This is a genomic window from Vibrio sp. 2092 (assembly GCF_033339635.1).
Classification (GTDB): Bacteria; Pseudomonadota; Gammaproteobacteria; order Enterobacterales; family Vibrionaceae; genus Vibrio; species Vibrio alginolyticus.
The window spans coordinates 130,341-156,390 of record NZ_JAWOUY010000003.1 but is presented as its reverse complement, the minus strand read 5'-3'; the positions used below and the strand labels follow the sequence as shown (position 1 = coordinate 156,390).

The following is a 26,050-nucleotide window of genomic DNA, read 5'->3' as shown; positions in this document are numbered from 1 at the left end:
ACTAAGAGCCAAATTTCATTTTTAACGTGTCTTGATAACCGCGTATTATGCGAAAAGCATCTTTGAGGTGTTGTCTTTCAAAGCTGCCAAAATGCTCAGGAAATATAGCATTCGTTACTGGCTTTCCACCTTGTAAGCATTGCAGCTGATGTGAGTAACGTAATTGCGTTACATAACGATAAGTCCCTATCAAGTCTTGATGTGAAGTGCTATTAATCAATCCTGTATCATACGCAAAATCGAATCTTTCTTCCGTAGACAACATACCTCCGCCTTTATGAAGAGCATAAATTCTAGCGATATCGACCACCAGACCAATCGCAGACTTTTTAATATTCAGCGATTTTTCGTTGTGACCATTGTTTTCTAACACTAAGTTATTGAATATCCCTAGTGGTGGACGGTGTGATATTAAATTTCTAACTAAGGCTGCGATTAAATGAGGGTTATTTTTGGTACACCGCTCGCGTTCACTATTTAGTTCATCAAATAGTGACCTATCCCCGGAAACAAAGCGCACTTCAAGAAAGACATTAAGATTTAGTAACATATTGTATTCTGGATTGTTTGCCCATTTTCTGTAGAGCTGCTTCCAGATGAATAATGGCTGATTCCACTTTGGTGTAGCCGCCATAAAACGCCCATTACACAAAGGATACCCGCATTCCGCTAATCCTTTACATATATACATAGCAAAATGTCGAAAATAAATTCGGTCACTTTCTGTTGCTGAGTCATCAAGTACTAAAGCGTTATCTTGATCAGAACCTAAGTGAACCTCTCCTCTCGCATGCGAACCCGCCGCTAACCAAGCATAATTACAAGGAGGTAAACCCACGTTTCTTTCTGCTAATTTAATCAATCGACAGGTAAAGGCATCATAAATCATCATTAAAACTTGCCCAATTACATTGGCTGGCAAATGCGATTCTATCATAGCCTCAAACACTGCCTGACGTTCGTTTACTAACAATGAAAGCGACTCTAGGCTATTACACTTACTGATTTTTTCAATCAAAAAAACAGCCTGGATGCCATGCCTCTGAACTAACTCTTGAGGGCTAATCAAACCTAAAACCTGTTTATTTTTGTCAAGAACAGGGATATTACGAATATTGTGTTTCATCATCAGATTGAGCACAGAAATCACGGGCTCATTTTGGTCAACACTCTGAGGATGAGCGTTCATAATATCCTCAACAGGTCTATAGATATTAAACGCCTCAGCAACCACTCTACTTGTCATGTCAGTCTCGGTAACCACTCCAACCAAGGCATTGTCATTGGTAACCAAGGCACAAGTGCAGCCTTTTTTACTCATGATTTGTGCCACTTGCTGGATACTTTGGTTTGTATGCACCACCACAACATTATGATTGGCTAAATCTCTAGCCCTTTTAAAAAACAGGCTTTTTTCTGCTTGTGAATACTGTGCATTAATACTTGAAGTGAGACGTTGACTTGCACGGATTGCAAGCTGGTTAACAACATTTTTAAAATTCGAAACTTCTTTTAGTAAGAACGCATAATTAATTTTATATATTAAACAATTTTCAATGGTTTTTACTTTATATTTATCCTGTTCTAAATTAAATCCAAATACATCATTTTCGCCTAATCTAGCTCTTAATTCACCATTAGGAAATCTCTGTTCGATAACTCCAGATCGAATAATATATAAATTTTTTCCTTCAGGCATAACTAAGGAGACGCTCTCTCCCTTTCCCCAATAAACAATATCTGTGTTCGTAGCGATAGCATCAAGAACATGGTCAGGAAGTAAATGAAATGGCTCTATCGTTTTAAAAAAAGAAACGACATTTGGCAGCAAGGTTGAATCCATATGACACTCTTTTAATTAGAAAAACTCCGCTCAAAAAAGAGCGGAGTATAATAAAGAATGGTTTTACCAGAACAATGTATATAACACTGCCAAAACAATCATTATGCCGTAAGAAGCGATATTAAAGCTTCGATCTGTTACAAACATCGATGATGTAACACTAATACCTTTAGGATCATCATCATTAATTGATGTGCTCAAACTTGTAAATGCGATAACAACCATTGTAAACAATAATGTGTATAGCATTTGATCCATAAATGGCATGGAAAGTGGCATAAATTTCAAGAACAAAGCAAATGGTATTGATGCTACGACACCAATAATAGCCCCTTTACTGGTTGTTTTCTTCCAGAATAAGCCAAGTAAGAATACAGCCAAAATGCCAGGGCTAACTAAACCTGTATATTCTTGGATGTATTGGAATGCCTGGCCAATACCACCTAACATTGGGGCAATTAGGCAGGCAATAATCAATGCCGCAACAGCCGCAGTACGCCCAACGTTCACCAGCTTGTGGTCTCCGGAGTCTGGGGAGATATACTCTTTGTAAATATCCATGGTGAAGATAGTGGCAGTTGAGTTAAGCATTGATGCTAGTGAAGAAACAATTGCAGCAGCAAGAGCCGCAAAAACAACCCCTTTAACACCAACAGGCAAGAATTGAGTCAACCAAGGATATGCTTTATCCGCATGAGCAGCACTTGGAAGGTTTGTTGCTGCAATATCACCAAGACTTGCCATTAGTTTTGGGTCCGAAGTAATAACGTAAGCGGCAATACCTGGCAATACCACGAGAAACGGAACGATAAGTTTCAAAAATGCAGCAAAAACAATACCTTTCTGAGCTTCCGATACTGATTTTGCAGCAAGCGTTCTTTGAATAATGTACTGGTTAAATCCCCAATAGTATAAGTTTGCTACCCAAAGACCACCAATTAATACGGCAATACCAGGAAGGTTCATGTATTGTGGATTACTTTGATCCAAGATCATCTCAAAGTGGCCTGGAGCGGCATCGACCATTTTAGACAACCCAGCGAACCAACCGTCCGTACCACCAATAAAGCTCACTGCCATGTAGGTAGTCATAAAACCACCCAAAACTAAGAAGAACACTTGGATGACATCGGTCCATACTACTGCCGATAAACCTCCGTAAATTGAGTACACCAACGCAAATAGCGCAAGACCTAGAATTGAGTACATCAACGGAATACCCAAAATGGTTTCGAGAGCCAAACCACCCAAATACAGTACTGAAGTTAGGTTTACAAAAATGTACAAGGAAATCCAAAAAACGGCCAAAATTGTTTTTAGTTTTTTATTGAAGCGTTTTTCAACAAATTCGGGAATGGTATAGATTCCTTTTTCAATGAAAATAGGTAGAAAGTACTTACCAACAATAATCAATGTTATTGCCGACATCCATTCATAAGATGCGATAGCCAAGCCGATTGAATAGCCTGAACCAGACATTCCTATAAATTGTTCCGCAGAAATATTTGCAGCAATTAGCGAAGCACCGACAGCCCACCAAGGCAAAGATTTTCCCGCCAAGAAATAATCTTCCGTACTTTTCTGAGTGCCTTTTTTATCACGAGATACCCAAAGTCCGACCCCAATGATAATTGCGACATAAATGGCGAAGACCATTATGTCGATAAAGCTTAGACCATGTTCTATATTCGACATCAGTTTCATCCTGTAGTTTTGTTTACGCCGCAAAGTGTAAACGTTACCACTCAAATGAAATGTAACTCAAATCACACATATTGATACATATTACGCTAAAAACCTTATAACGAGCTAAAGATCACAAATATTAAGAGAAGTGTCATTTAATTAAAACTCTCTAAAATCAACAAAAATGTAAACGATAACAATAAAGGTAAAACGAAGAGTAATAAGTAGGAAATTACGGGGATCATCCACCGTACAGTATTGTGTCGAAAGTGAGGAAAGTGATTTAAACTTCCTAGTAAAAATACATATCAAAAACAAAAAAGGTGGGCATGTAGCCCACCATAACACCCAAAGTCGTTGGAGTTGCAGCATCGCTGCCGCTGCAAGTTCAAAGGGCAGAAGTGCTATCTAAAATTCAAACTGATAAGTAGTTTGATGCTGATAGCAATCCCCAGAGATCAACACCCCATTGTTGAGTCCCCATTCTGGTTTGTTTGGCCCGTCTGGAAAGTATTGCGTTTCCAATGCTAGGCCGTCATAGCGTTCGTAAGTTTTACTTGCACCGGGCGTACCGGCTAAGAAATTCCCTGAATAAAACTGGATGGCAGGCTTGGTGGTTTTCACCTTCATCACCACATCTTCTTTTGGTGCAATTAAAACCGCAGTGACAGACACGCCATCGGTCACTTCAGGCATGAATACAAAGGCGTGATCGTAGCCACCAGCAGTTTTCTGATCTTGCTCGGCAAGAAATTCTTGGCCAATCGATTTTGGTTCGGTGAAATCGAAACTGGTACCCGAAACTGGTTTTTGTTCACCGGTAGGAATTAACCCCGCATCCGTTGGCAAGTAATACCCAGCATTGAGCTGTAAAGTATGATCCAAACTTTTCGCGCGGCTCGCCTCACCAGCCAAGTTAAAGTAGGCATGATTGGTTAAATTCACTGGCGATGTTTTGTCGGTCTTAGCATCATAGGCGATAGCTAGTTCATTCTCGTCAGTGAGCGTGTACATCACCTTCACATCGAGGTTTCCCGGATAGCCTTGGTCACCGTCCGGGGAGCGAAGTGAAAAAGTGACCTGTTGATCATTTTGCTCTTCAACCTTCCAGCGGCGTTTATCAAACCCTTCTAGGCCACCGTGCAGTGAGTTTTCACCGTTATTGATACCAAGTTGATACTTCTCTCCGTCTATCTCAAACTGCCCCTTCGCAATTCGGTTAGCAAAGCGGCCAACAATGGCACCGAAGTAAGCGTCTTGCTTCATGTGTTCAGCCATATTTGGTGAGCGCAACAACACTTCACGGTTTTCACCATTTACCGGTAATGTGCAACTCAACCACGTCGCACCAATATCCATAAACGACGCTGTCATACCATTCGCGTTGGTCAAATGAATCAGAGTCGCAGTTTGGCCATCAAACGACGGCGTTTGCGCCATCGCTTGTTCTAGTTGTTGAAAATAGGCTTTCATCATCATTCCTTACAGCACTTCAACCAAACCCGCACCATTTTTGGCTTGGCAGACATAAATCGACTCTTTTAAGCCCGTAGCCGCTTGGTATTTCGCTTCAACTGCCGCTTTCACATCATCAACCAGTGCTGGCGGTACAAGTGCCACGATGCAACCACCAAAGCCACCGCCAGTCATGCGCACGCCGCCTTGATCGCCGATCACCTCTTTGACTATCTCCACCAGCGTATCGATTTCTTTTACCGTAATTTCGAAATCATCGCGCATCGAGGCATGAGACTCGGCCATCAGCTCACCCATGCGCTTCATGTCGTGTGCTCGTAGCGCTTGCGCCGCTTCTACCGTACGATCGTTTTCTGTGATGACATGACGGGCACGTTTGGCCACCATTTCATCCAGCTCAGCGACTTTCTCGTTGAACTGCTCAATCGTCACATCACGCAAAGCTTTCACACCGAAAATACGCGCCGCTTCTTCACATTGCTGACGACGAGTGTTGTATTCGCTGTCGACCAAACCACGTTTTTTATTCGAGTTGATGATCACGACTGCCATCTCTTCTGGCATGGAAACCGATTCCGTTTCTAGGCTACGGCAGTCCAATAGCATCGCGTGATTTTCACGCCCTTCCGCTGAAATCATTTGGTCCATGATGCCGCAGTTACAACCGACGAATTCGTTCTCTGCTTGCTGACCGTTTAACGCAATTTCGGCTTGGCTGATTTCAAGATTGAACAGCACTTTAAACGTTTGACCGATCACCACTTCCAATGCCGCCGATGAGCTCAAACCCGCGCCTTGAGGTACGTTGCCACTGACTGAAATATCCGCTCCAGTAAACTGGTAGCCACGCGCCAGAAGACACTTCACCACGCCGCGAATGTAGTTCGCCCACATTTTGTCTTGCTGGAAGGTAATGGCTTGCGTGATATCGAATTCGTCCACTGCGTTGCCATAATCGACCGACACCACACGCACAATATTGTCTTCACGCTTTGCCGCCGCCAAGACCGTTTGGTAGTTAATGGCACACGGTAGGACAAAACCATCGTTGTAATCGGTGTGCTCACCAATCAAGTTCACACGACCAGGCGCTTGGATAATATGGCTAGGTGCGTAGCCCAACACTTGCTCAAATGACGCTTTCACATTTTGGATAAGTTCAGACATAGGGACGTTCTCTTAAAATAGTAATTTGTGTGGGATAGCGCGTTGAGCCTAACTTTCTATCTGTAAAGTCGCGCTATCCCGTTATTCGTAATCAGTCCAATTTAAAGACTTAGCATTCTTTGTAGTGGACATCACTCACATCACGCAGACGCTGCGCGGCTTGCTCTGCGGTGAGATCGCGTTGGCTTTCTGCCAGCATTTCGTAGCCCACCATGAACTTACGAACCGTGGCACTGCGCAGTAGTGGCGGATAGAAAAGTGCATGAAGCTGCCAATGGTCGATGTCTGTACCTTGGTCAAAAAACGGCGCGTAGTGCCAGCCCATCGAGTAAGGGAAAGAGCATTGGAATAAATTGTCGTAACGGCTGGTCAGCTTCTTAATCGCTCGCGCTAAATCGTCTCGTTGCTCATCGCTGAGTTCGCTCATACGACGAATGTGCGTTTTCGGCAACAACATGGTTTCGAACGGCCAAGCAGCCCAGTAAGGCACCACCGCCAGCCAGTGTTCGGTTTCCACCACAATGCGTGAGCCGTCTTTGAGTTCCGCTTGCACGTAATCTACCAGCAAGTTGCTGCCGTGTTCTTGGTAGTACGCTTTTAGGTTGTGCTCTTTGCGCTCGATCTCATTTGGTAAGAAGCTGTTCGCCCAGATTTGACCGTGTGGATGCGGCTGAGAACAGCCCATGGTTTCACCTTTGTTTTCGAACGCCTGAACCCAAACGTACTCTTTGCCGAGCTCTTCAATTTGCTCATTCCATGTATCAATCACGCCACGAATTTTATCCACTGGCAGCTCCGGTAAGGTTTTGCTGTGATCTGGCGAGAAGCAAATCACTCGGCTCAAACCACGCACGCCTTGCGTTTTGAATAGCGGGTTGTTTGACTCCGGTGCATCTGGTGAATCCACCATCAGCGCAGCAAAATCGTTATTGAACACATAGGTGCCTTGGTAGTCTGGATTAACATCGCCAGAGATACGTTCGTTGGTTGGACAAAGGAAACATTTACCGTCATAGCTTGGTAGCTCATCCAATGCGGGCTTTTCATCTGCGCCGCTCCAAGGGCGTTTAGCACGGTGAGGTGAAACCAAAATCCATTGCCCAGTCAGAGGGTTGTAACGGCGGTGTGGATGATCCACTGGGTTAAATTCGACATTCGACATGTTACTTACTCAACTCTTTAAAATTCTTCAAACTAGGGGAATAGCCATTGGGATTTTTTGACTGCCAGTTCCACGTATCAGCGGTCATTTCAGCCACCGTGCGTGTTGCTTTCCAGCCTAGTTCACGCTCGGCTTTTTCCGTGCTTGCCCAACATTCAGCAATATCCCCAGGACGACGCGGGCATAACTCGTAAGGCACTGGTTTACCGCAAGCGGTCGCGAACGCATCCACCATCTCAAGTACGCTCGAGCCTTTACCTGTACCTAAGTTGTAAATGTGCAAACCCGATTTCTCACCCACCGATTTCAAAGCCGCAATATGGCCGTCGGCCAGATCCATCACATGGATGTAATCACGTACGCCAGTGCCGTCAGGGGTTGGATAGTCGTTACCGAATACCAAGAGTTTTTCTCGGCGACCAACAGCGACTTGGGCGATAAATGGCATCAGGTTATTAGGAATACCTTGTGGGTCTTCCCCCATGCAGCCCGATGAGTGCGCGCCAACTGGGTTGAAGTAACGCAGTAAGGTGATGCTCCAGTCGTTTTCAGCATGGAACAGATCGCTTAAGCACTGCTCCACCATATATTTGCTGCGTCCGTATGGATTGGTGGTTGCGCCTGTTGGTGAATCTTCCGTAATCGGCACTATTTCTGGGTCACCGTAAACCGTTGCCGATGAGCTGAATACGATGCTTTTCACGCCCGCTTTACGCATGCTGCGCGCCAACACCAATGAGCCATTGACGTTGTTGTCGTAGTACTCAAGTGGTTTTGCCACCGATTCGCCAACCGCTTTGAGGCCAGCAAAGTGGATCACGGCTTGGATGTCGTGCTGCGCGAACAGCGTATCCAAAAATGCTTCGTCACGGATGTCACCTTGGTGGAACGCAGGCTGTTTGCCTGTCAGCGCTTCAATACGGTTTAACACTTCCAGATTGGCGTTACACAAGTTATCAACGATGATAGGTTCCATTCCCGCTTCAATCATCTGAACGCAAGTGTGACTACCGATGTATCCCATACCGCCTGTGACAAGAACTTTCACTTTTGCTTCTCCACGTTTGCTGCTTTCTGTTCATACCTCACTCTGATGCGCTAAAAGCCAATCGCCATTGCATCGAATCGGTACGCCCATTTCTTAACTGGCTAAAAGTCTAGCAACCAATCTCGATCCAGATCCGTGATCGAATTCAAATTGTGTAAACGTTTCCACAGAATTACACAAAAGCCTTATTTTAGATGCCGACTTTAGTTAAATTAAACCAGAAGGATGATGAGCAGTGAAGATGAGTCGAGCAGATACCGCTCTCTTTCGTGGATCGCACGATTTTACTAAAAGTTTGTGCATCCCTAAGTAGCTGTTTACAATAGCCAGATTATTGAGTTCTCACTTGGACTGTGAGCAATGCCAACGGGAAATGTACATGGCAACACTAAAAGATATAGCCACTGAAGCGGGCGTCTCACTTGCAACCGTATCGCGAGTTTTGAATGACGATCCGACGTTGAGCGTTAAAGAAGAAACCAAACGCCGCATTTTAGAAATCGCAGAAAAGCTGGAGTACCGCACCAGCAGCTCGAAGAAAGCCACCAAAGAAGCCAAGCAAAAACATCACTTTTTGGCCTTGTACAATTACAAACAAGAAGCAGAAGTGAACGACCCGTACTACTTGTCGATTCGTCATGGGATTGAAACTCAGTGCGACAAACTCGGCATTACGCTAACCAATTGCTACAACAGCGAAATTGATGTTGAAACGCAAAAGATCACGGGTGTCCTTTTAGTCGGAAAAGTCGACCAAAAGGTGGTCAATAAGTTACCTAAACGCCTAGCCGATAGCATCTGTTACATCGACTTTTCAGATCCAACTAGTCCTTACGATTGCGTTGATATCGATCTTGTAAGAATCAGCAAGCAAGTGGTTGATTTCTTTGTACAACAAGGCTACGAGCGTATCGGATTTATTGGTGGACAAGACGAGCCCAACACCGCAGACATTCGTGAAAATGCGTTTGTGGACTACGGCAGTCTAAAAGGTGTGGTTTCTGAAGACGACATTTATCGTGGCGATTTCTCTAGCTTGTCCGGTTATGACTTAGCGAAAGAGATGCTGGCCAAAGGCGATTTCCCAAAAGCGATGTTCATTGCTTCGGACTCCATTGCGATTGGTGTGTTACGAGCAGTGCATGAGTTTGGTTTAAACATTCCTGATGATATTGCGCTGATCAGCGTGAACGACATTCCTACCGCGCGCTTTACCTTCCCACCTCTATCTACCGTTCGTATTCATTCTGAAATGATGGGTATTCAAGGCGTGAACTTGTTAGTAGAAAAATACCGTGACGGACGCGCACTGCCCCTTCAAGTGTACGTTCCAAGCAAGCTCAAGCTACGCGGCACAACTCGATAAAAACACCCTCAAAACTGCTCAAATAAGGCACTGAATTTTCAGTGCTTTTTTATTTCTTCTTTTACTTTCTACCGAATTTTTACTGTTTTTACTTTCCAAAACAATCTAGAACGCATTCCTTTACGCTGATCACATCTTGCTCAACATTGGTCATTTAAAACGTGACCAAGTTAAAGTAAAACGTTTTCAATAATTTATTTTAGTAAAACTTTTACTAATATCTTTCTCAGATTATTCATAAGCATTTTTCACAATACATCGGCCGTTATTTTTGCACTGATGTTGAGCCGCGATGAAACCAATCCGCACTCCAACATAAGCGCACCAAGCCGAGGGGAGATCAAAACGTGAACAATTGGGAAAACTTCCAACACTTACACGAGAATCGTATGGCACCGCGTGCGTACTTTTTCTCCTACGACTCTGTTCAGAGCGCACAAACCTTTCAACGTGAACTGAGTCGCCGCTTTATGTTGCTCAGCGGCCAATGGACATTCCGTTATTTCACCAACCCAATGTTGGTGCCTGATGCGTTTTACTCACAAACAATGAACGACTGGGGACACATTACCGTCCCAAACATGTGGCAAATGGAAGGCCACGGCGATCTGCAATACACCGATGAGGGCTTCCCATTCCCGATCGACGTCCCGTTTGTACCAACCGACAACCCAACGGGCGCTTATCAACGCACATTTACACTTGGTCCACAGTGGGATAACCAACAAACCATCATCAAGTTCGACGGCGTGGAAACCTGCTTTGAAGTGTACGTAAACGGCGAGTACGTCGGCTTTAGCAAAGGCAGCCGACTCACAGCGGAATTCGACATTTCCAAGTTCGTCCAACAAGGCGAAAACTTACTCTCTGTACGCGTGATGCAGTGGGCCGATTCCACTTACATTGAAGACCAAGACATGTGGTGGACGGCGGGGATCTTCCGTGACGTTTACCTAATCGGAAAAGAGAACATTCACGTCCAAGACCTAACAATTCGCACCGACTTCGCCGACGATTACCAAAGTGCGACGCTCAGTGCTCAAGTCGAATTGGAAAACCTTTCCACCGCTATCGCGTCTGGCTACACGCTGGAATACGCGCTGCATGACAAAGGCACTGTCGTAGCCAGTGGTCAATGCGATTCACTGACTATCCAAAACCACCACTCAACAAGCTTTGCGATTGATATGGTGAATCCAACGCATTGGACGGCTGAAAATCCTTACCTTTACCACTTGTTCATCACCTTAAAAGATCACCAAGGCAACGTAGTGGAAGTGATCCCACAACGCGTGGGTTTCCGTGACATCAAAGTGCGCGATGGCCTGTTTTACATCAACAATCAATACGTGATGCTGCATGGTGTAAACCGTCATGACAACGACCACCTAAAAGGTCGCGCAGTGGGCATGGACCGCGTGGAAAAAGATCTGATTTTGATGAAGCAACACAACATCAACTCGGTTCGCACCGCACACTACCCGAACGACCCACGCTTCTACGAGCTGTGTGATATTTACGGCCTGTTTGTGATGGCAGAAACCGATGTGGAAACCCACGGCTTTGCCAACGTTGGCGACCTGAGCCGTATCACCAATGATCCAGCATGGGAAGCGGTGTTTGTTGATCGCGCAGTGCGCCATGTGCACGCACAGAAAAACCACCCATCGATCATCATGTGGTCACTCGGTAACGAATCGGGTTATGGCTGTAACATCCGCGCCATGTACGCCGCAACCAAAGCCCTTGATGACACCCGTTTGGTTCACTACGAAGAAGACCGCGATGCTGAAGTGGTGGATGTGATTTCCACTATGTACTCACGCGCTCAACTGATGAATTACTTTGGCGAACACCCACACGAGAAGCCACGCATTATCTGCGAATACGCACACGCGATGGGTAACGGGCCGGGTGGTCTGACGGAATACCAAAACGTGTTCTATGCGCACGACCACATTCAAGGTCACTACGTTTGGGAATGGTGTGATCACGGCATTCTAGCGCGTGATGAACACGGCCAAGAGTTCTACAAATACGGCGGCGATTACGGCGATTACCCAAACAACTACAACTTCTGTATGGATGGTTTGATTTACCCAGATCAAACCCCGGGCCCAGGTCTCAAAGAATACAAACAAGTCATTGCACCGGTGAAAATCCGCGCCGTCGAAGGTTGCCATGCTCGCTTCATCGTTGAGAACAAATTGTGGTTCTCCAACCTCGATGATTACACCATTACTGCTGATGTGCGTGCCGAAGGCGAAACCTTGCGTAGCGTGCAGTTTAAAGTCGAAGCACTGGCCGCAAACAGCGCTCGTGAAGTAAGCATCGACTTACCAGAATTGGATGAGCGCGAAGCCTTCATCAACTTCACCGTACGCAAAGACAGTCGCACGCTTTACAGCGAAGCCAACCATGAAATTGCGGTGTATCAATTCCAACTGAAAGAAAACACCGCGACGTTGCCTGCGTTGGTCAACCACAATGTTCAACCATTGGTACTTGAAGAAAGCCGCCTAGAGCACGTGATCACAGGTCATAACTTCACGCTCACTTTCTCGAAAGTAAACGGCAAACTGACCTCATGGCGTGTGAATGGTGAAGAGTTGATTCAATCAGAGCCAAGATTGAACTTCTTCAAACCAATGATTGATAACCACAAACAAGAGTACGAAGGGTTGTGGCACCCTGCGCATCTGCAAATCATGCAGGAACACTTCCGCACGCTGAGCGTGGAAGCGAGCGAAGATGCCATCCTTATCACCACCAGCAGCATTGTTTCGCCACCTGTGTTCGATTTTGGCATGCGTTGTACCTACCGCTACCAAATCAACGCGCAAGGCCATTTGAATGTGGAACTGAGTGGCGAGCGCTACGGCGACTACCCTCACGTGATTCCGGTCATTGGCTTGGATTTAGGCATTAACGGCAGCTTTGATCAAGTGAGTTACTACGGTCGCGGCCCTGAAGAGAACTATCAAGACAGCCGCCAAGCCAACATCATCGATCTGTACCACACCAACGTGGCGGACATGTTCGAGAACTACCCGTTCCCGCAAAACAATGGCAACCGCCAACACGTGCGATGGACCTCACTCACCAACCGTCATGGCACAGGGTTATTGGTGAAACCTCAGCAAGAAATCAACTTCAGCGCGTGGTTCTACACCAACCAAAATCTGCATGAAGCGCAACATACGATCGAGCTAGAAAAGAGTGGCTACATCACCCTTAACCTTGACCATCAAGTGATGGGGTTAGGCTCGAACTCATGGGGCAGCGAAGTGCTCGACTCTTACCGCGTGTACATGGACGAGTTCCGTTACGGTTTGACGCTGATGCCACTGCAAGCAGGCGATTGCAACGCACAAGTGATGGCAAACCATGATTTCGACAACGCGTTTTTCACTCAAACCAATACTCAACCAGTCAACGAGGCGTAACCCATGATCGTGTTAGACAGCTTAGAGCAATTCAAACAGGTATATCGCAACGGTCGTAAATGGAACCGCTGTGTGGAAGCCATTGGCAACATCGGCAACATCAAAGATGGCGTGATGCACTCGATTGGCGATTCACTGGTTTACATGGTTGAAGACGGCATCGCGAAACAAACCGAAACGTTCATCGGTAACCGTCGTTACTTCGATGTGCATTACTACCTCGAAGGCCTAGAAACCGTTGAGTTCGCGGATAAAACCGCGTTGACACTAGAACAAACTTATCGTGATGAAACCGACCGCGAATTTTTTTCTGGTCAGGGTGAAATACGTGAGCTTTGCGAAGGCCAAGTGGCGATTTTTGAAAACAGTGAAGCGTACCGCTTCCATGGAGACAACCGCGTAAGAAAAGTGGTGCTCAAAGTGACCATCGAAGATGGCTACTTCCTAAATAAATAAAACAAGAGAAGGGCTGTGGTCACAGCATTACAAGCCCTTCCTCCCTACAATTCCAACGTGATTCACCGGAGATAGAACATGTCTGAATCCAAACGTAATACGATAGGCAAATTCGGGTTGTTGTCCCTCACCTTTGCCGCAGTATTTAGCTTTAATAACGTAATCAATAACAACATCGAGATCGGTCTAGCTTCTGCGCCAATGTTCTTTCTGGCGACCATTTTTTATTTCATCCCTTTCTGTTTGATCATCGCAGAATTCGTATCTCTGAATAAAGATTCTGAAGCGGGGGTCTACGCATGGGTAAAAAGCTCACTCGGTGGTCGCTGGGCGTTTATCTCTGCCTACACTTATTGGTTCGTTAACCTATTCTTCTTCACGTCTTTGCTGCCGCGTGTTATCGCTTATGCGTCTTACGCGTTCTTGGGCTATGAATACATTCTGACGCCATTCACCACTACCGTGCTCAGTATGATTTTGTTTGCGTTTGCGACCTACGTATCGACAAACGGAGCGAAAATGTTGGGGCCAATTACGTCGGTGACCTCCTCCCTCATGCTGCTACTGACAATGTCGTACATTTTACTGGCTGGCGCAGCGTTGATCGGCGGTGTAGAACCGGCTGACCCAATTACTTTAGAAGCGATGATCCCTGATTTCAGCTGGGCATTTTTAGGCATTACTACATGGATCTTTATGGCGGCAGGCGGTGCGGAATCGGTCGCGGTTTACGTAAACGATGTGAAAGGCGGCTCGAAATCGTTCGTTAAAGTCATCATCATCGCAGGTATCTTTATCGGCGTGCTTTACTCAATTGCGTCTGTTTTGATTAACGTATTTGTTCCTAGCGAAACCCTAAAATACACGGGCGGATCGGTTCAAGTATTTGAAGGTTTGGCTGCGTACTTTGGTTTGCCAGAAATATTGATGAACCGCTTCGTAGGCTTGGTATCCTTCACCGCTATGTTTGGCTCTCTACTGATGTGGACAGCAACGCCAGTGAAAATCTTCTTCTCTGAGATTCCAGAAGGCATTTTTGGTAAGAAAACCGTAGAGCTGAACGAAAACGGCGTACCAGCTCGCGCAGCTTGGTATCAGTTCCTTATCGTTATCCCACTGATGATCATCCCAACATTAGGTTCTAACACCGCTCAAGATCTGATGAACACCGTGATCAACATGACCGCAGCGGCATCCATGCTGCCACCGCTGTTCATCATGCTGGCGTACCTGAATCTGCGCTTGAAACTGGATCACGTCGAGCGTGATTTCAGAATGGGCTCACGCAAAATGGGCATTGCTACCGTATCGGTACTGATCGCTATCTTTACGGTTGGTTTCTTAGCATCGACCTTCCCTACAGGGGCCGACATCATGACCATCATTTTCTACAACGTTGGTGGTATCGTGATTTTCCTTGGCTTTGCTTGGTGGAAGTACAGCCAATACGAGAAATCATTGAATCAGGAAGAGCGTATAAAAGAAGCCGCGCCAGCTTCGCAAGCGGTATAACACAGACTCTCAATGACAAACATTCTGGGCACCCTTTGGTGCCCTTTTTTATATGTGAGAGGTGATGGTCGAAGAAACCAACTCGCGTAGCCAAATGCCTTTGTCTTCATTGTTTCGGCTGGAATGCCACAGCATGGCAATATCAAAATCCGCAACGGCGATCGGCGGCTTAATAGTAATGAGATCGTCCGAAAAGCCCTCCGCCAACGCCATTTTTTCTGGCACGATGGCAATGAGATCGCGCTTTTTCAATAAATGCCGAATAGTGAGAAAGTTGCGCGACGCCACGGTGACTTTACGGCTCAAGCCATGTTCTGCGAGCTTTTGGTCTACTTGTGTCTTTAAGCTCCCATCAGGACTTACCAGAGCTTGCTCTATGTTCGCGAACGCTTCCAGAGACAGCTGTGTTTCCCCTTTCAATACCTGTTTATCACACATACACACGTGTTTTTCCGTGTACAAGTACAAGCTCTCAAAGTTGTCATCCAACACTGGCATGCTGCCAATAATGACATCGAGCTTTTCATGCTCAGTTAATGCCACGTAGTTGCTACGATTGACGTTAATAAAACTGATCTGCGCCTCTGGTGCGCGCTGGCGTATTTCGTCGTAAAGCCGAGGAGCAAAGATAAACTCGGCATAATCCGTTAACCCGATGCGACATACACCCGCGTAATTTTCAGGTTGGAAGGCAGACTTAGTGAGCAAGTCTTTGGCGATAGAATCCAATAAGTGATGCACAGTTGGCGCGATGTGGTGAGCGTGCTCGGTGGGCTCCATCTTGTGCCCTTTTCGCTCAAAAAGCGGGTCGTCAAACAACAACCTTAAACGAGACAAACTATGACTCATCGCCGACTGGCTAACGTAACTTTTCTCTGCCGCGACGCTAACGCTTCGATAGCGATACAAGTAGGAAAACGTCACCAATAAGTTCAAGTCAATGTTGCGCCACTGAATGTCCTCTTTCACTCCAACATCCTCATCCCATTTCATTCATAGATGAAATTAAAATCATCAATTTGAGTCATTTTAGAGCATTCGATAAATTAGCAACAATGCTTTTTAGATAAACAGGTTCGACATGTTCACCATATTCAAAACTTTTTTCTGGCTGGGTTGGTTCAGCTTCGGCGGCCCTGCGGCTCATATTGGTTATTTTCGCCAAACATTTGTTGAGAAACTGAAATGGCTTGATGACAGCGAGTACGCGCAAATTGTCGCGCTCAGTCAGTTTTTGCCGGGACCGGGCTCAAGCCAAGTTGGCTTTGCTTTAGGCTATAAACGTGGCGGTTTAGGTGGCGCATGCGCAGCATTTGTCGGATTCACGCTTCCTTCAGTGGCCATCATGTTGGCGCTGGCGATGGTGAGCAGCCAAATCACCGACACCGCAGTGTTCCAAAACATCGTTCACGGCCTAAAACTGCTCGCAGTCGTCGTCGTGGCGGATGCGACTTGGGGCATGTACAAAAACTTCTGCCAAAGTAAACTGACCGCGGGTGTGTGCGTCGCGACTGCGATTGCGTTGCTGGTGGCACCAAGCATCATGACGCAAATGTTCGTGTTGATCGCAGCAGGTTTTGTCGGAATGCGATATCTAAAGAAAGACTCCGCGCCATCAGCCGAGTCGTTTAAACCGTCTATCGCGCCATTGGCTCTATTTGCGGTGCTTTTACTCGGCTTACCGTTAGTGGCTCATACGTTACCTTTGCTTGGGCTGTTTAGTGATTTTTTCCAAGCTGGTAGCTTAGTGTTTGGTGGCGGTCATGTGGTTCTGCCGCTTCTGCAAAACATTGTTGGCGACCAGCTCAGCCAAGATGCATTTTTAACAGGCTACGCCGCTGCACAAGCTGTACCGGGGCCAATGTTCACCTTTGCGACTTTTATCGGTTATGAGCTTTCGGATACGCCAATTTTAGGCGCTCTGATCGCAACGCTTGGCGTATTCCTCCCAGGGTTTCTTTTACTGCTTGGCGTTCTTAAAAACTGGCAAGCACTGGCAGGCAAACCGCTGGTCTCCGGCGCCATCAACGGTGTAAATGCCTCGGTAGTAGGGTTACTACTCGCGGCACTTTACCAGCCAGTATTTAGCAGCGCAGTTGTTGCTCCCATCGACATGGCGTTAGTGATTGCGGGTTTCTATCTACACAAAAAGCTCAACCTTTCGGTACTATGGATGATCGTGTTTTTTGTGGCAGCAGGCCTTGTCACGGGCATGATGTAGCCTGCTGATACGCCAACTATTGAATCTAGATAAACCACGGGCACTCAAATACGAGTGCCCTTGCTTAGATTAGATTAGATAGTGAAAACGGAACAGACCCCGATAAAAAGAGCATCACAAATTATGACTTAACTTCTCTCGGTTAAGCCATTGTTCATTCTTACCAACTTAACTGCATCATGACGAGAATGGACATCGAGTTTTTTGTACAACTTGTATATATGGCTTTTCACTGTACTTTCAGATAAAAAAAGTCTTGAAGCAATTTGTTGATTTGAAATGCCGTACACAAGTAGCTCTAGAATCTGTTTTTCTCTGCATGTTAACTCATCATGCTGCTGTTCTTCGGACAAATTTGCATGCCGATAATTGAGGACTAACTTCTCTAGGTACATTCTTGGTAGCCACAACCCACCTTTCAGTACGTATTCCGCGCCATCACATATATGTGTCACTGATGCACTTCGGAGCAAAATTCCTTTTAACAACTTCCAATGCAGTAAGTCCGTTTGTACTTTTTCACAAGGGACGTTGTGAAGCATAAAGGACCACCCAAATAGATCAAAATCTGGTAACTTTCCTTGTACTTCAAGCTGACGCATAAAATCGTAATCAATAAACATCAAATCGATACTGAGTGAGTGACTTCTGAACACCACTTCATCTGGTTGCATTATCTTTACATCGACATCATGAATGGAAGACAGCTGTTTTTTTATTAAGTTACTTTGTAAATTACTCTCAGCTAGCAGTATCAAGTGCTTCTTTTCCATAGTCCCACCACATTAACTTACCTGTTTCACCAACCCCCGTTAGAAAATTAATTGGAGGCAGCAAAGAGAATTTATCTTCATTTTAAGTAGAAAATATAGCACTTCAGAATGATATCGCATTGCTTTTCAGCACCGAAAAAGACTTAAAAAGTATGAACCTGTTGTGTTTTTATCCATACTTTTCAACCTGTGTTAGCATAAGGATATGATTTATAATATTAAATAATAAAGATAATAATTGGATAAAATGCCATTTATAAAAAATGGATGACTGCTCCGCTCAGTGCAATAGAACAAATTACTTCTTTATATTGGCTTCATTTCATACTTGATGAGTACTTAAAGTAAATACAAAAAATAACATTATGATTATGTTATTTTTTTCTTTAATACTTTAAATAGACGTACCTAAATACTCCCTTCCAGCCTGAATCATTCTCAATAATGAGAACAGCTTTCACTGATCCTTTCTTATAATTTCATCGCTTCCCACAACATTTGAAGGAAGCAGCAAGAAGTTAAGTGCAGTCATTTTTAATCAGGAATAACAGGAAATGGAGTAATCGTTATGACTCTAAACAAAACAGGGCTTGCTTTAGCAATGTCAGCAATTTTATTTAGTGGCTCTCTAATCGCGAATGAGATCGATGATGGAGACGACAACATGCAATGGACTGACAGCGCTAATACCGATATCGGTTTATCTGGCAGCTTCAATGATAACAGTGACAATAGCGCATCTCTCGGTGTTGGTGATAGCTTCAACGACAACAGCGATAATAGTGCGTCACTAGGTATTGGTCATAGCTTCAACGACAACAGCGACACTGACAACAGTGCAACTCTTGGTGTTGATGACAGCTTTAATAACAACAGCGACAACTCAAACTCGAGCACTAACACAGCTCAAAGCCACAACGACAATAGTACATCTAACGCTAACGACAACAGTACCAGTGCTGATCTTGATGTGAGCCTAAATAGTGATAGTAGTGACTCAAGTACTAACACAAATAGAAGCCACAACGACAACAGCGACTCTAGTACTACTGTAAGACGTAGCAACAACGACAACAGTGACTCTAGTATCAACAGTAGCTTTAACGATAACAGCGATAATCGTAATCAAAGCGACAACCGTAACCAGAGTGATAACCGTAGCTACGCTGATTCAAGCACAACAAACTCGAACAGCTTTAACGACAATAGTAACTATCAAAGTGACTCGAGCTCAACAAATGTTGATAGCTTCAATCAAGTCCATATGGATACAGATATGGTTGTTGCGAGCTCAAGCCTAATGGGTGGTGTTACAGGTGCATCAGTTATTTATGCAACTAACGCGGATGATACTCGAGTTCGAGTTGAAAACATGAACACCCTTGGTGGTCTTGGTGGTGCAGCTGGTATTACTACCGTTGGTCAAAATGCTGGTTCAAATTCACTTGTACAACAATCTGTTACAACTAATGCAAGTGTGTTTACTGGGGGTGAGTAACCGACTAGTAGGAGAAAGCGATGCGTTTGGCAATCTGTACTTTGAGTATGATAGTTGCCTGCACTGCACTCGCTGATGACATTGCATTATCTGGCGGAGAAGTTAGCTTGGATATCATGAATGAATCAAGAGGTGGACAAAATGTTGAACTCGACTTGGTTTATGCAGAATCAGATATCAATGGTATTTCGTCAGATAATGTCGCGTCAAACACCGTGAGTGGTAACAATATACTATCAAGTGGAGCGTTCGCAGACAGTTCGGGTATATCCAACGTAATTCAGAACAGCGGAAACAACGTTTTAATCCAGAACTCTACCGTCGTTAACCTGACACTCAAGTAAACAATATGAAAGTATTAAATAACTTAATTTGGCTGATGCTCGTTTATTCAGCATCAGCCATTTCATTAGAACTGCTACCTTACCGAGCACATTACTCTGTTCCTGTTAAAAGCTACAAAGAAATAGTGTTCGGTGATGTTTTTCGCCAACAGTATGACTTCAGCTGTGGCTCTGCCGCCCTGGCTTCTCTTCTCACTTTTCATTATGCAACAGAGTCATCTGAACAAGATATCTTCAAAAGCATGTTTGAAAAAGGTGATAAAGAAAAAATCAAAGAGAAAGGTTTTTCTTTGTTGGATATGAAGTTTTACTTGGATTCCATAGGGTTACGTTCTGACGGCTTTCAAGTAGGACTGGAGAAAATTAAAGAAGTCGGCGTCCCTGGGATTACTCTCGTTAATTTCGACGGGTATATGCATTTTGTTGTCATCAGAGGTATAAACAATCACTCAGTTATTCTAGGAGACCCCTCTAGAGGAACCATGATAATGAAACTGGATGAGTTTGAAAAATATTACCAAGGAATTGTGTTACTGGTCCGTAACGAAGCGGAAATGGGACGGTCTAGCTTTATAACCAATGATAATTTCACCGTATATCAAAGATCACCATTAAAAACAGGAGTGTCTAGAGATTCCTTAGGGGTATTTAGCATTACTCTCCCAGTTTCCGGTGAAAATTAATATAACATTGTTTTAAATAACTTTAAGAACTTAACAACCTGAAAGGCCTACATTATGAACTACAATAAATTTTTGTTAGTGCTTTGTATGCTAATACCTCATTTTAATGTGAATGCTAAAGATGTTGGCCTGCAAGAACTTACTCCTCTTTCAAATTTATCTTTAGAAGAATATCGAGGTGGTTTCCAAATTACGGACGAGTATATTATTAATATTGGATTAAGCATTACTACGACTATAAATGGCGATGATATTTTGAACACAAATATTGCCAACTTAGTAATTGAAAATGGTAATTTAAAAAACATTAGCGCAAATAGTGAAAATCAAAGTGGAGATGTTTTCAACCAGGGTATTGTTAACATCATACAATTTGGTGAAGGCAATATTATTGGAGATGATTCTATAGATTCACCCAAAATGCCTTCGTCTCAAAATCCTAATATAATAAGTTCAGACTTTATAAATTCAAGTATTATCAATATTATTCAAAACACGAAAGATAACAGTATTATTGGACTTAGCACGCTCGTAGACATTGATGCTCAAGTAAATGGGGTAATACGGGAAATCAAAGCAAACCAACAATTAGAAGACGCCTTATTGAACCACCTTCAATGAGCATTTCCATTTTTATCTGAAAAATTGTCACGTTAAGCTTCTTTGATATTAGAAACGACTGAGATCTATGATTACATACCAAAAGAAAGTTCGATATATCAATCGGCCACCATCATTTTAAGAATATATACCTACTTTATCCAATATAATCCAATCAATTTATAATGCGAACACTAGGCGCTAACGATAAATTAGGCCCAAGACTCAAGGGCCTAATATCCATTTTACAAATTAAAAGGTACTCGTACTGTTAATTGAAAGTCGGGAGTATCTTCTGTAAGACCAGCTTGAGCACTAACATTGATAGATGAGCGTTCACTAAAGGCATAGTTTATACCAAAAGTTAATGCATCTAATTGAAGCAACTTAGCATCATCTGCCGATCTGCCATTTACTTTGCTTTTTAAAATAGTTTTATGGCTAAGTCCTAAAGAGAATGAAAGATCAGGATTCACCGCAAACCCCATTCCTCCTGAAAGAGAAATAGTGTCTCCAAGTTCAACATCAGCTTTTGTGTCGCCAACTGTAACAGTATCCTCTAAGTTATAAATATAACTTAGACTAGCGAACAAGACCGCAGGATCAACAGGGTGAATAAGAGATAAATTAGGCTCAAAACTCCAAAAACCCGAACCTGTAGGGACATCACTAAATGAGTTGCTTCCATCTTCAATAGAAACATCATAAGGCGATCGTCCTGTATCCGACTTTACTCTAAGGCCACCTACCCAGTATGGCGCAGACTCAAAGTTAAACTGGTGCCTCAATGCGAACTCTACATCACCAAGCCCTCCGCCATCCACCGTTGTGTTTACTACTTCACTGTTTGAACCATCTTGAATGGGGCGCGTAGAAACTTGGTCATTACGATACACATACGGCACTCTAACTTCTAACTCTGTGGCGTTTGTTAAACCGTACCGAGCAGTTAATCCAACGGTTACTGTAGTCCTATCCGAATCACTCACTTCAATTCGCCCAACAATCAGAGTTGGTAAGACTGTATACCCAACAACAGATACTTTGTTTGAAGAGTTTTGTGTATAGCTTAAAGACGAATCAAATGACCATTTACCTTTAGGTGTGAGAACGCCTGGGCGCTCAATAACATCACCAACCGTTTGGGCGCGCTGAGGAATATCATCTCCTTCAGCACCATATGCATTCCCCGCAATGAATAAACTACAAAGATAGGTACCCAGTAAAGTCTTCCGTAACATCACATCTTTCCTTTTGCTGATGATCGTACCCAAGTAATCTCAGGCAATAGCTTGAGGTGAAGCTCCTAACTTTCCAAAGTAAGATTAGTATAGCTACTTCAAAACCACGACATACCTTTAAGTTTGGCGCTTTGAAGAAATTAGGAGACATTTATACTTATCTTCAACACTAAGCCACTAGTTAATAAATAATTAGGATAGATTCTATGTTTTCGCAATATTATTAATAAAATAAATTGCTTACCTGTGCTCTTAGTATGAAGTCGATATGACATAACAGCTGAAAAGCCTGTTCTCTTTTGCGTAGCATCAATCACATTGCTTTTTTAGATCGAGTCGCTCCGACTTCAACCATAACTAACGCTATCTTCCCCACATATTTCATCAAAATGCATTCCCGTGTCGCGATTTAACATGCTAAAGTTAACAATGCGTTAACAATTATAAATACAATGAGAAGACATGGAGTCACTTAAAATGAATCAGCCGAATCTAAATAGCGCTGCTGGTTGCGCTCTCCCACCACCAAATGAAATGATCCTCAAATGGGCTCAAGAGCGTCCAAATGAGGTCTACCTAAAACAAATTATTAACCGACAGTTTGTTGAGTACACATTCTCTGATGTTGCAGATCAAGCCTTAAAACTTGTCAGCGCACTACGCACGCTTGGTGTAAAGCCTGGCGACAAAGTCGCGTTAGTATCTAAAAACTGTGCAGAATGGTTTATTTGCGATCTTGCTATGATGCTTGGTGACTATGTCAGTGTGCCAATCTTTCCTACCGCCGGTGCAGACACCATCGAATACTGTGTGACTCATAGTGAAAGTAAAGCGATCATTGGCGGAAAACTCGATGATCCCAAAGCAACTCAGCAAGTCATTGATGCTATGCCTGAACTCATTAGCATCGCTCTACCTTATGACACGGCACCAAAGTGTAAGCACGAATACCAAGCGCTCATTGCTGATGCAGTGCCAAGTGAAGAGCGTCCGCAGCATTACGATGACAAGCTAATGTCGTTGGTGTATACCTCAGGCACATCAGGGTTACCGAAAGGCGCGATGCTAACTTACGGCGCATTCAGTTGGTCTGTTCAGCAACTGATCAATCATATTGGTATCCAAGAAAACGACCGATTGTTCTCTTATTTACCGCTCGCTCATATTACAGAGCGTGTTTATATCTTCGGTTCATCGATTATGGGTGGCGTGCCAACAGCATTTCCAGAGTCACTGGACACTTTTATCGAAGATGTGAAGATGCACCGACCAACTCTGTTTATCTCCGTCCCACGATTATGGACGCTATTCCAGCAACGTATTCAAGACAAACTTCCACAGAAGAAGCTCAATATTCTGTTGAAAATCCCATTCGTCAATTCTTTGATCAAGAAAAAGCTAGCAAATGGTCTAGGTTTAGATCAGGCTCGAGTATTAGGCTGTGGCTCCGCACCTGTATCGCCAGCGCTGTTGGAATGGTACCACTCAGTGGGCCTTGATATCACAGAGGCTTGGGGGATGACGGAATCATTTGCCTACAGCACGCTCAACTACCCATTTAGAGCTGACAAAATTGGTAGTGTCGGTAATGCAGGGCCAGGCATTGAGTTAAAAATCGCAGCTGATGATGAAATCATGGTGCGTGGCAAAGGGCTATTTTCTGGCTACTACAAAAATGACATTGCCACCCAAGAGTCTTTTGATTCAGAGGGCTGGCTACACACAGGCGATATCGGCGCTATCGATTCAGATGGTTATCTAACGATTCAAGGCCGTAAAAAAGATAACTTCAAAACCGCCAAAGGTAAATTTGTCTCTCCGGTTCCTATCGAGAAAAAGCTTTTCGAGTACAGTCGCGTAGAGATGATGTGTCTCATCGGTTTAGGGCTACCCGCTCCGATTCTTTTGGTTGTGCCACATGACTTCCCTAACTTTGATCGAGAGCGATACGCACGTACCACACGTAAAGTTATTGCCAGGATGAATCAAGAACTCGCCTCTCATGAGCAAATCAAAGGCGTGTTAATGATTAAAGAACCTTGGAGTATAGAAAATGGCGTACTGACGCCAACACTTAAAATTAAACGTCATGTGCTCGAACAAAAGTATCATGAGATAGGCCACAATTGGCCAAAAGATGAATTGGTCGTGTGGGAAGAAGACTTGTAATTTTGCTTGCACTCCTCAACACCATTGGGGAGTGCAGCTTAACTTTGAGCTTGAATCAAACTCATAGACTACTCTCTCCAGAATGGCTTACTCACTTCACAACTAATCTCCCTTTCACCTAATCCAATATCGTCCCAAAGGTGCTTTGGTAACTCTCTCAAGTGACGACGTGTCTTATAGTTCCTTCTCCAAGCCGCCAGTTTAGAATAAATTAACTGTAACCCGCTCTGATGGGCAGTAGGTATAGTACGCTCACAAGTGTGTGTCATGTTTTCCATTTCAGAGATTCCTATACAATGTTGACCACTTAATAATCAGCGACTACGCTGATATCCTCAAACGATAGAATCTGCCATAGAGTTAAGGAAAACTAATGTGAAAGATCGAATGCCTCCCTTACAGGGCTTGTATTACTTTTTCGTTGCAGCAAAGGAAGGAAGCTTTAAAACGGCAGCAAAAGAACTGTTTGTTACGCCAGCGGCCATTAGTCAGCAAATTCGTCATTTAGAAGAGTTCTTAGGCACGGACCTATTTGTTCGTCAGCACAGAAAAATCGTGCTCACACCTGAGGGAGAGCTACTGTTTACTCAGGCAGAAAGAGGGTTTGCTCATTTGCAGCAAGGGGTTAGATTAGTCAATCAAGATCCAAACCCGAACCACCTTTCGATATCAACACTCCCCTCTTTCGCTCATCATTGGTTGGTCCCGAAGATTACGGCTTTTCGCCAGCGTCACCCTGATATCGCCTTGCTATTAGAACCAACCAATGATTTGGTGTCTTTTCAAGATAGCCAGATAGATTTATGTGTTCGTTACGGTTTAGGAAAATATCCCAATTTAGAATCACAATGGCTGATGGACGAAGCTTTTTATCCTGCTTGTCATCCGGTGTATCAGAAAGAGCACGGGATCTATAACATCGAGGATTTAAGCAAAGCTGAGCTGATTGAAGATGTTTGGCCTGATCTTGATTGGAATATGTGGTTAGCAACCTTGGGTCACTGCGCAGCAAAGCCTACCTTAAAATACAGTGGATCACATCTCGTGCTTGAGGCTGCACTATCACTTCAAGGCGTCGCATTGGTAAAACACAGTTTAGCTCATCAATATTTTCGTTCTGGCAAATTGGTCCGAATTGGAGATATCGCCATCAAGCCCAATTTTGCGTATTACTTATGCGCGCCAAAAGGCTACTTAAAAAGACCTAAAGCTCAATTGTTTGCGCAATGGTTGAAGGAAGAAATAGAAATATTTGAAAAGTCAGTGGTACCAGACTTTAGGACCATTGACCTAAAAGGCAACAGTACTAGAACGGCATCATAACAATCATCAAAACAAACACGCTCTGCGTATAAGACT

At 44.1% G+C, this 26,050-nt stretch carries 21 protein-coding genes; 11 read left to right on the top strand and 10 right to left on the bottom strand.

Annotated features, from left to right (window positions below):
• Position 1: 1 nt before the first annotated feature.
• The 6 genes from R7P80_RS07120 to galE all read right to left on the bottom strand — a co-directional run bounded on the left by R7P80_RS07120 (position 2) and on the right by galE (position 8,382).
• On the bottom strand, positions 2-1,843 hold the full coding sequence (locus R7P80_RS07120; RefSeq protein WP_225491528.1) for a DUF294 nucleotidyltransferase-like domain-containing protein: 1,842 nt from the start codon (positions 1,841-1,843) through the stop codon (positions 2-4).
• Between the two features lie 63 nt (positions 1,844-1,906).
• Entirely contained in the window at positions 1,907-3,538 is a 1,632-nt protein-coding gene (locus tag R7P80_RS07115) for a sodium/sugar symporter (RefSeq protein ID WP_064354260.1), read from the bottom strand.
• 399 nt (positions 3,539-3,937) lie between these two features.
• A complete protein-coding gene (galM, locus tag R7P80_RS07110; protein ID WP_064354261.1) occupies positions 3,938-5,002 on the bottom strand; it encodes a galactose-1-epimerase in 1,065 nt (354 codons plus the stop codon).
• Positions 5,003-5,011: 9 nt separating this feature from the next.
• On the bottom strand, positions 5,012-6,172 hold the full coding sequence (gene galK, locus R7P80_RS07105; RefSeq protein ID WP_064354262.1) for a galactokinase: 1,161 nt from the start codon (positions 6,170-6,172) through the stop codon (positions 5,012-5,014).
• 109 nt (positions 6,173-6,281) lie between these two features.
• Entirely contained in the window at positions 6,282-7,334 is a 1,053-nt protein-coding gene (locus tag R7P80_RS07100) for a UDP-glucose--hexose-1-phosphate uridylyltransferase (RefSeq protein ID WP_005482347.1), read from the bottom strand.
• Between the two features lies 1 nt (position 7,335).
• Positions 7,336-8,382, bottom strand: coding sequence for a UDP-glucose 4-epimerase GalE (gene galE, locus R7P80_RS07095; protein ID WP_064354263.1), 1,047 nt, complete (start codon positions 8,380-8,382; stop codon positions 7,336-7,338).
• 379 nt (positions 8,383-8,761) lie between these two features.
• Here galE and ebgR point away from each other — a divergent pair, with 379 nt between their 5' ends.
• The 4 genes from ebgR to R7P80_RS07075 all read left to right on the top strand — a co-directional run bounded on the left by ebgR (position 8,762) and on the right by R7P80_RS07075 (position 15,162).
• Complete coding sequence (gene ebgR / locus R7P80_RS07090) at positions 8,762-9,748, top strand: transcriptional regulator EbgR (RefSeq protein WP_005494135.1); 987 nt, start codon at positions 8,762-8,764, stop codon at positions 9,746-9,748.
• 347 nt (positions 9,749-10,095) lie between these two features.
• Positions 10,096-13,194: a beta-galactosidase subunit alpha gene (gene ebgA / locus R7P80_RS07085; protein WP_225491529.1), complete on the top strand. Its 3,099-nt coding sequence runs from the start codon at positions 10,096-10,098 to the stop codon at positions 13,192-13,194.
• Between the two features lie 3 nt (positions 13,195-13,197).
• Complete coding sequence (locus tag R7P80_RS07080; RefSeq protein WP_025525301.1) at positions 13,198-13,650, top strand: beta-galactosidase subunit beta; 453 nt, start codon at positions 13,198-13,200, stop codon at positions 13,648-13,650.
• Between the two features lie 78 nt (positions 13,651-13,728).
• Complete coding sequence (locus R7P80_RS07075) at positions 13,729-15,162, top strand: amino acid permease (RefSeq protein WP_193292265.1); 1,434 nt, start codon at positions 13,729-13,731, stop codon at positions 15,160-15,162.
• A 48-nt stretch (positions 15,163-15,210) separates the two neighbouring features.
• Here the strand turns inward: R7P80_RS07075 and R7P80_RS07070 are convergent, their stop codons facing one another.
• Positions 15,211-16,131 (bottom strand): LysR family transcriptional regulator, encoded by a 921-nt coding sequence (locus R7P80_RS07070; protein ID WP_079400319.1) that lies wholly within the window; start codon positions 16,129-16,131, stop codon positions 15,211-15,213.
• 112 nt (positions 16,132-16,243) lie between these two features.
• Between R7P80_RS07070 and chrA the strand changes: the two genes are divergently transcribed.
• Positions 16,244-17,383: a chromate efflux transporter gene (gene chrA / locus R7P80_RS07065; RefSeq protein WP_064354266.1), complete on the top strand. Its 1,140-nt coding sequence runs from the start codon at positions 16,244-16,246 to the stop codon at positions 17,381-17,383.
• A 128-nt stretch (positions 17,384-17,511) separates the two neighbouring features.
• Here chrA and R7P80_RS07060 read toward each other — a convergent pair whose 3' ends face one another.
• Positions 17,512-18,156, bottom strand: coding sequence for a helix-turn-helix transcriptional regulator (locus tag R7P80_RS07060; protein WP_005380169.1), 645 nt, complete (start codon positions 18,154-18,156; stop codon positions 17,512-17,514).
• 568 nt (positions 18,157-18,724) lie between these two features.
• Here R7P80_RS07060 and R7P80_RS07055 point away from each other — a divergent pair.
• Genes R7P80_RS07055 through R7P80_RS07040 form a run of 4 tightly spaced genes read left to right on the top strand, consistent with a single transcriptional unit; the run spans position 18,725 to position 21,302 of the window.
• Positions 18,725-19,654, top strand: a complete 930-nt coding sequence (locus R7P80_RS07055; protein WP_005391691.1) for a hypothetical protein — start codon at positions 18,725-18,727, stop codon at positions 19,652-19,654.
• A gap of 20 nt (positions 19,655-19,674) precedes the next feature.
• A complete protein-coding gene (locus R7P80_RS07050) occupies positions 19,675-19,998 on the top strand; it encodes a hypothetical protein (protein ID WP_005380167.1) in 324 nt (107 codons plus the stop codon).
• Between the two features lie 5 nt (positions 19,999-20,003).
• The gene (locus R7P80_RS07045; RefSeq protein WP_005380165.1) at positions 20,004-20,681 is read left to right on the top strand and encodes a C39 family peptidase; all 678 of its coding nucleotides are present in this window, start codon (positions 20,004-20,006) and stop codon (positions 20,679-20,681) included.
• A gap of 54 nt (positions 20,682-20,735) precedes the next feature.
• Positions 20,736-21,302, top strand: coding sequence for a hypothetical protein (locus R7P80_RS07040; RefSeq protein WP_025768212.1), 567 nt, complete (start codon positions 20,736-20,738; stop codon positions 21,300-21,302).
• A 224-nt stretch (positions 21,303-21,526) separates the two neighbouring features.
• On the opposite strand, the gene R7P80_RS07035 is transcribed toward R7P80_RS07040, so the two are convergent.
• Entirely contained in the window at positions 21,527-22,522 is a 996-nt protein-coding gene (locus R7P80_RS07035; protein ID WP_005380160.1) for a transporter, read from the bottom strand.
• A gap of 477 nt (positions 22,523-22,999) precedes the next feature.
• Between R7P80_RS07035 and R7P80_RS07030 the strand changes: the two genes are divergently transcribed.
• The gene (locus tag R7P80_RS07030; RefSeq protein WP_170893995.1) at positions 23,000-24,691 is read left to right on the top strand and encodes an AMP-binding protein; all 1,692 of its coding nucleotides are present in this window, start codon (positions 23,000-23,002) and stop codon (positions 24,689-24,691) included.
• 68 nt (positions 24,692-24,759) lie between these two features.
• On the opposite strand, the gene R7P80_RS07025 is transcribed toward R7P80_RS07030, so the two are convergent.
• Positions 24,760-24,960 (bottom strand): DUF1127 domain-containing protein, encoded by a 201-nt coding sequence (locus R7P80_RS07025; RefSeq protein WP_224721253.1) that lies wholly within the window; start codon positions 24,958-24,960, stop codon positions 24,760-24,762.
• A 106-nt stretch (positions 24,961-25,066) separates the two neighbouring features.
• On the opposite strand from R7P80_RS07025, the gene R7P80_RS07020 reads away from it, so the two are divergent.
• Positions 25,067-26,014, top strand: a complete 948-nt coding sequence (locus R7P80_RS07020) for a LysR substrate-binding domain-containing protein (RefSeq protein ID WP_170893994.1) — start codon at positions 25,067-25,069, stop codon at positions 26,012-26,014.
• Positions 26,015-26,050 lie beyond the last annotated feature (36 nt).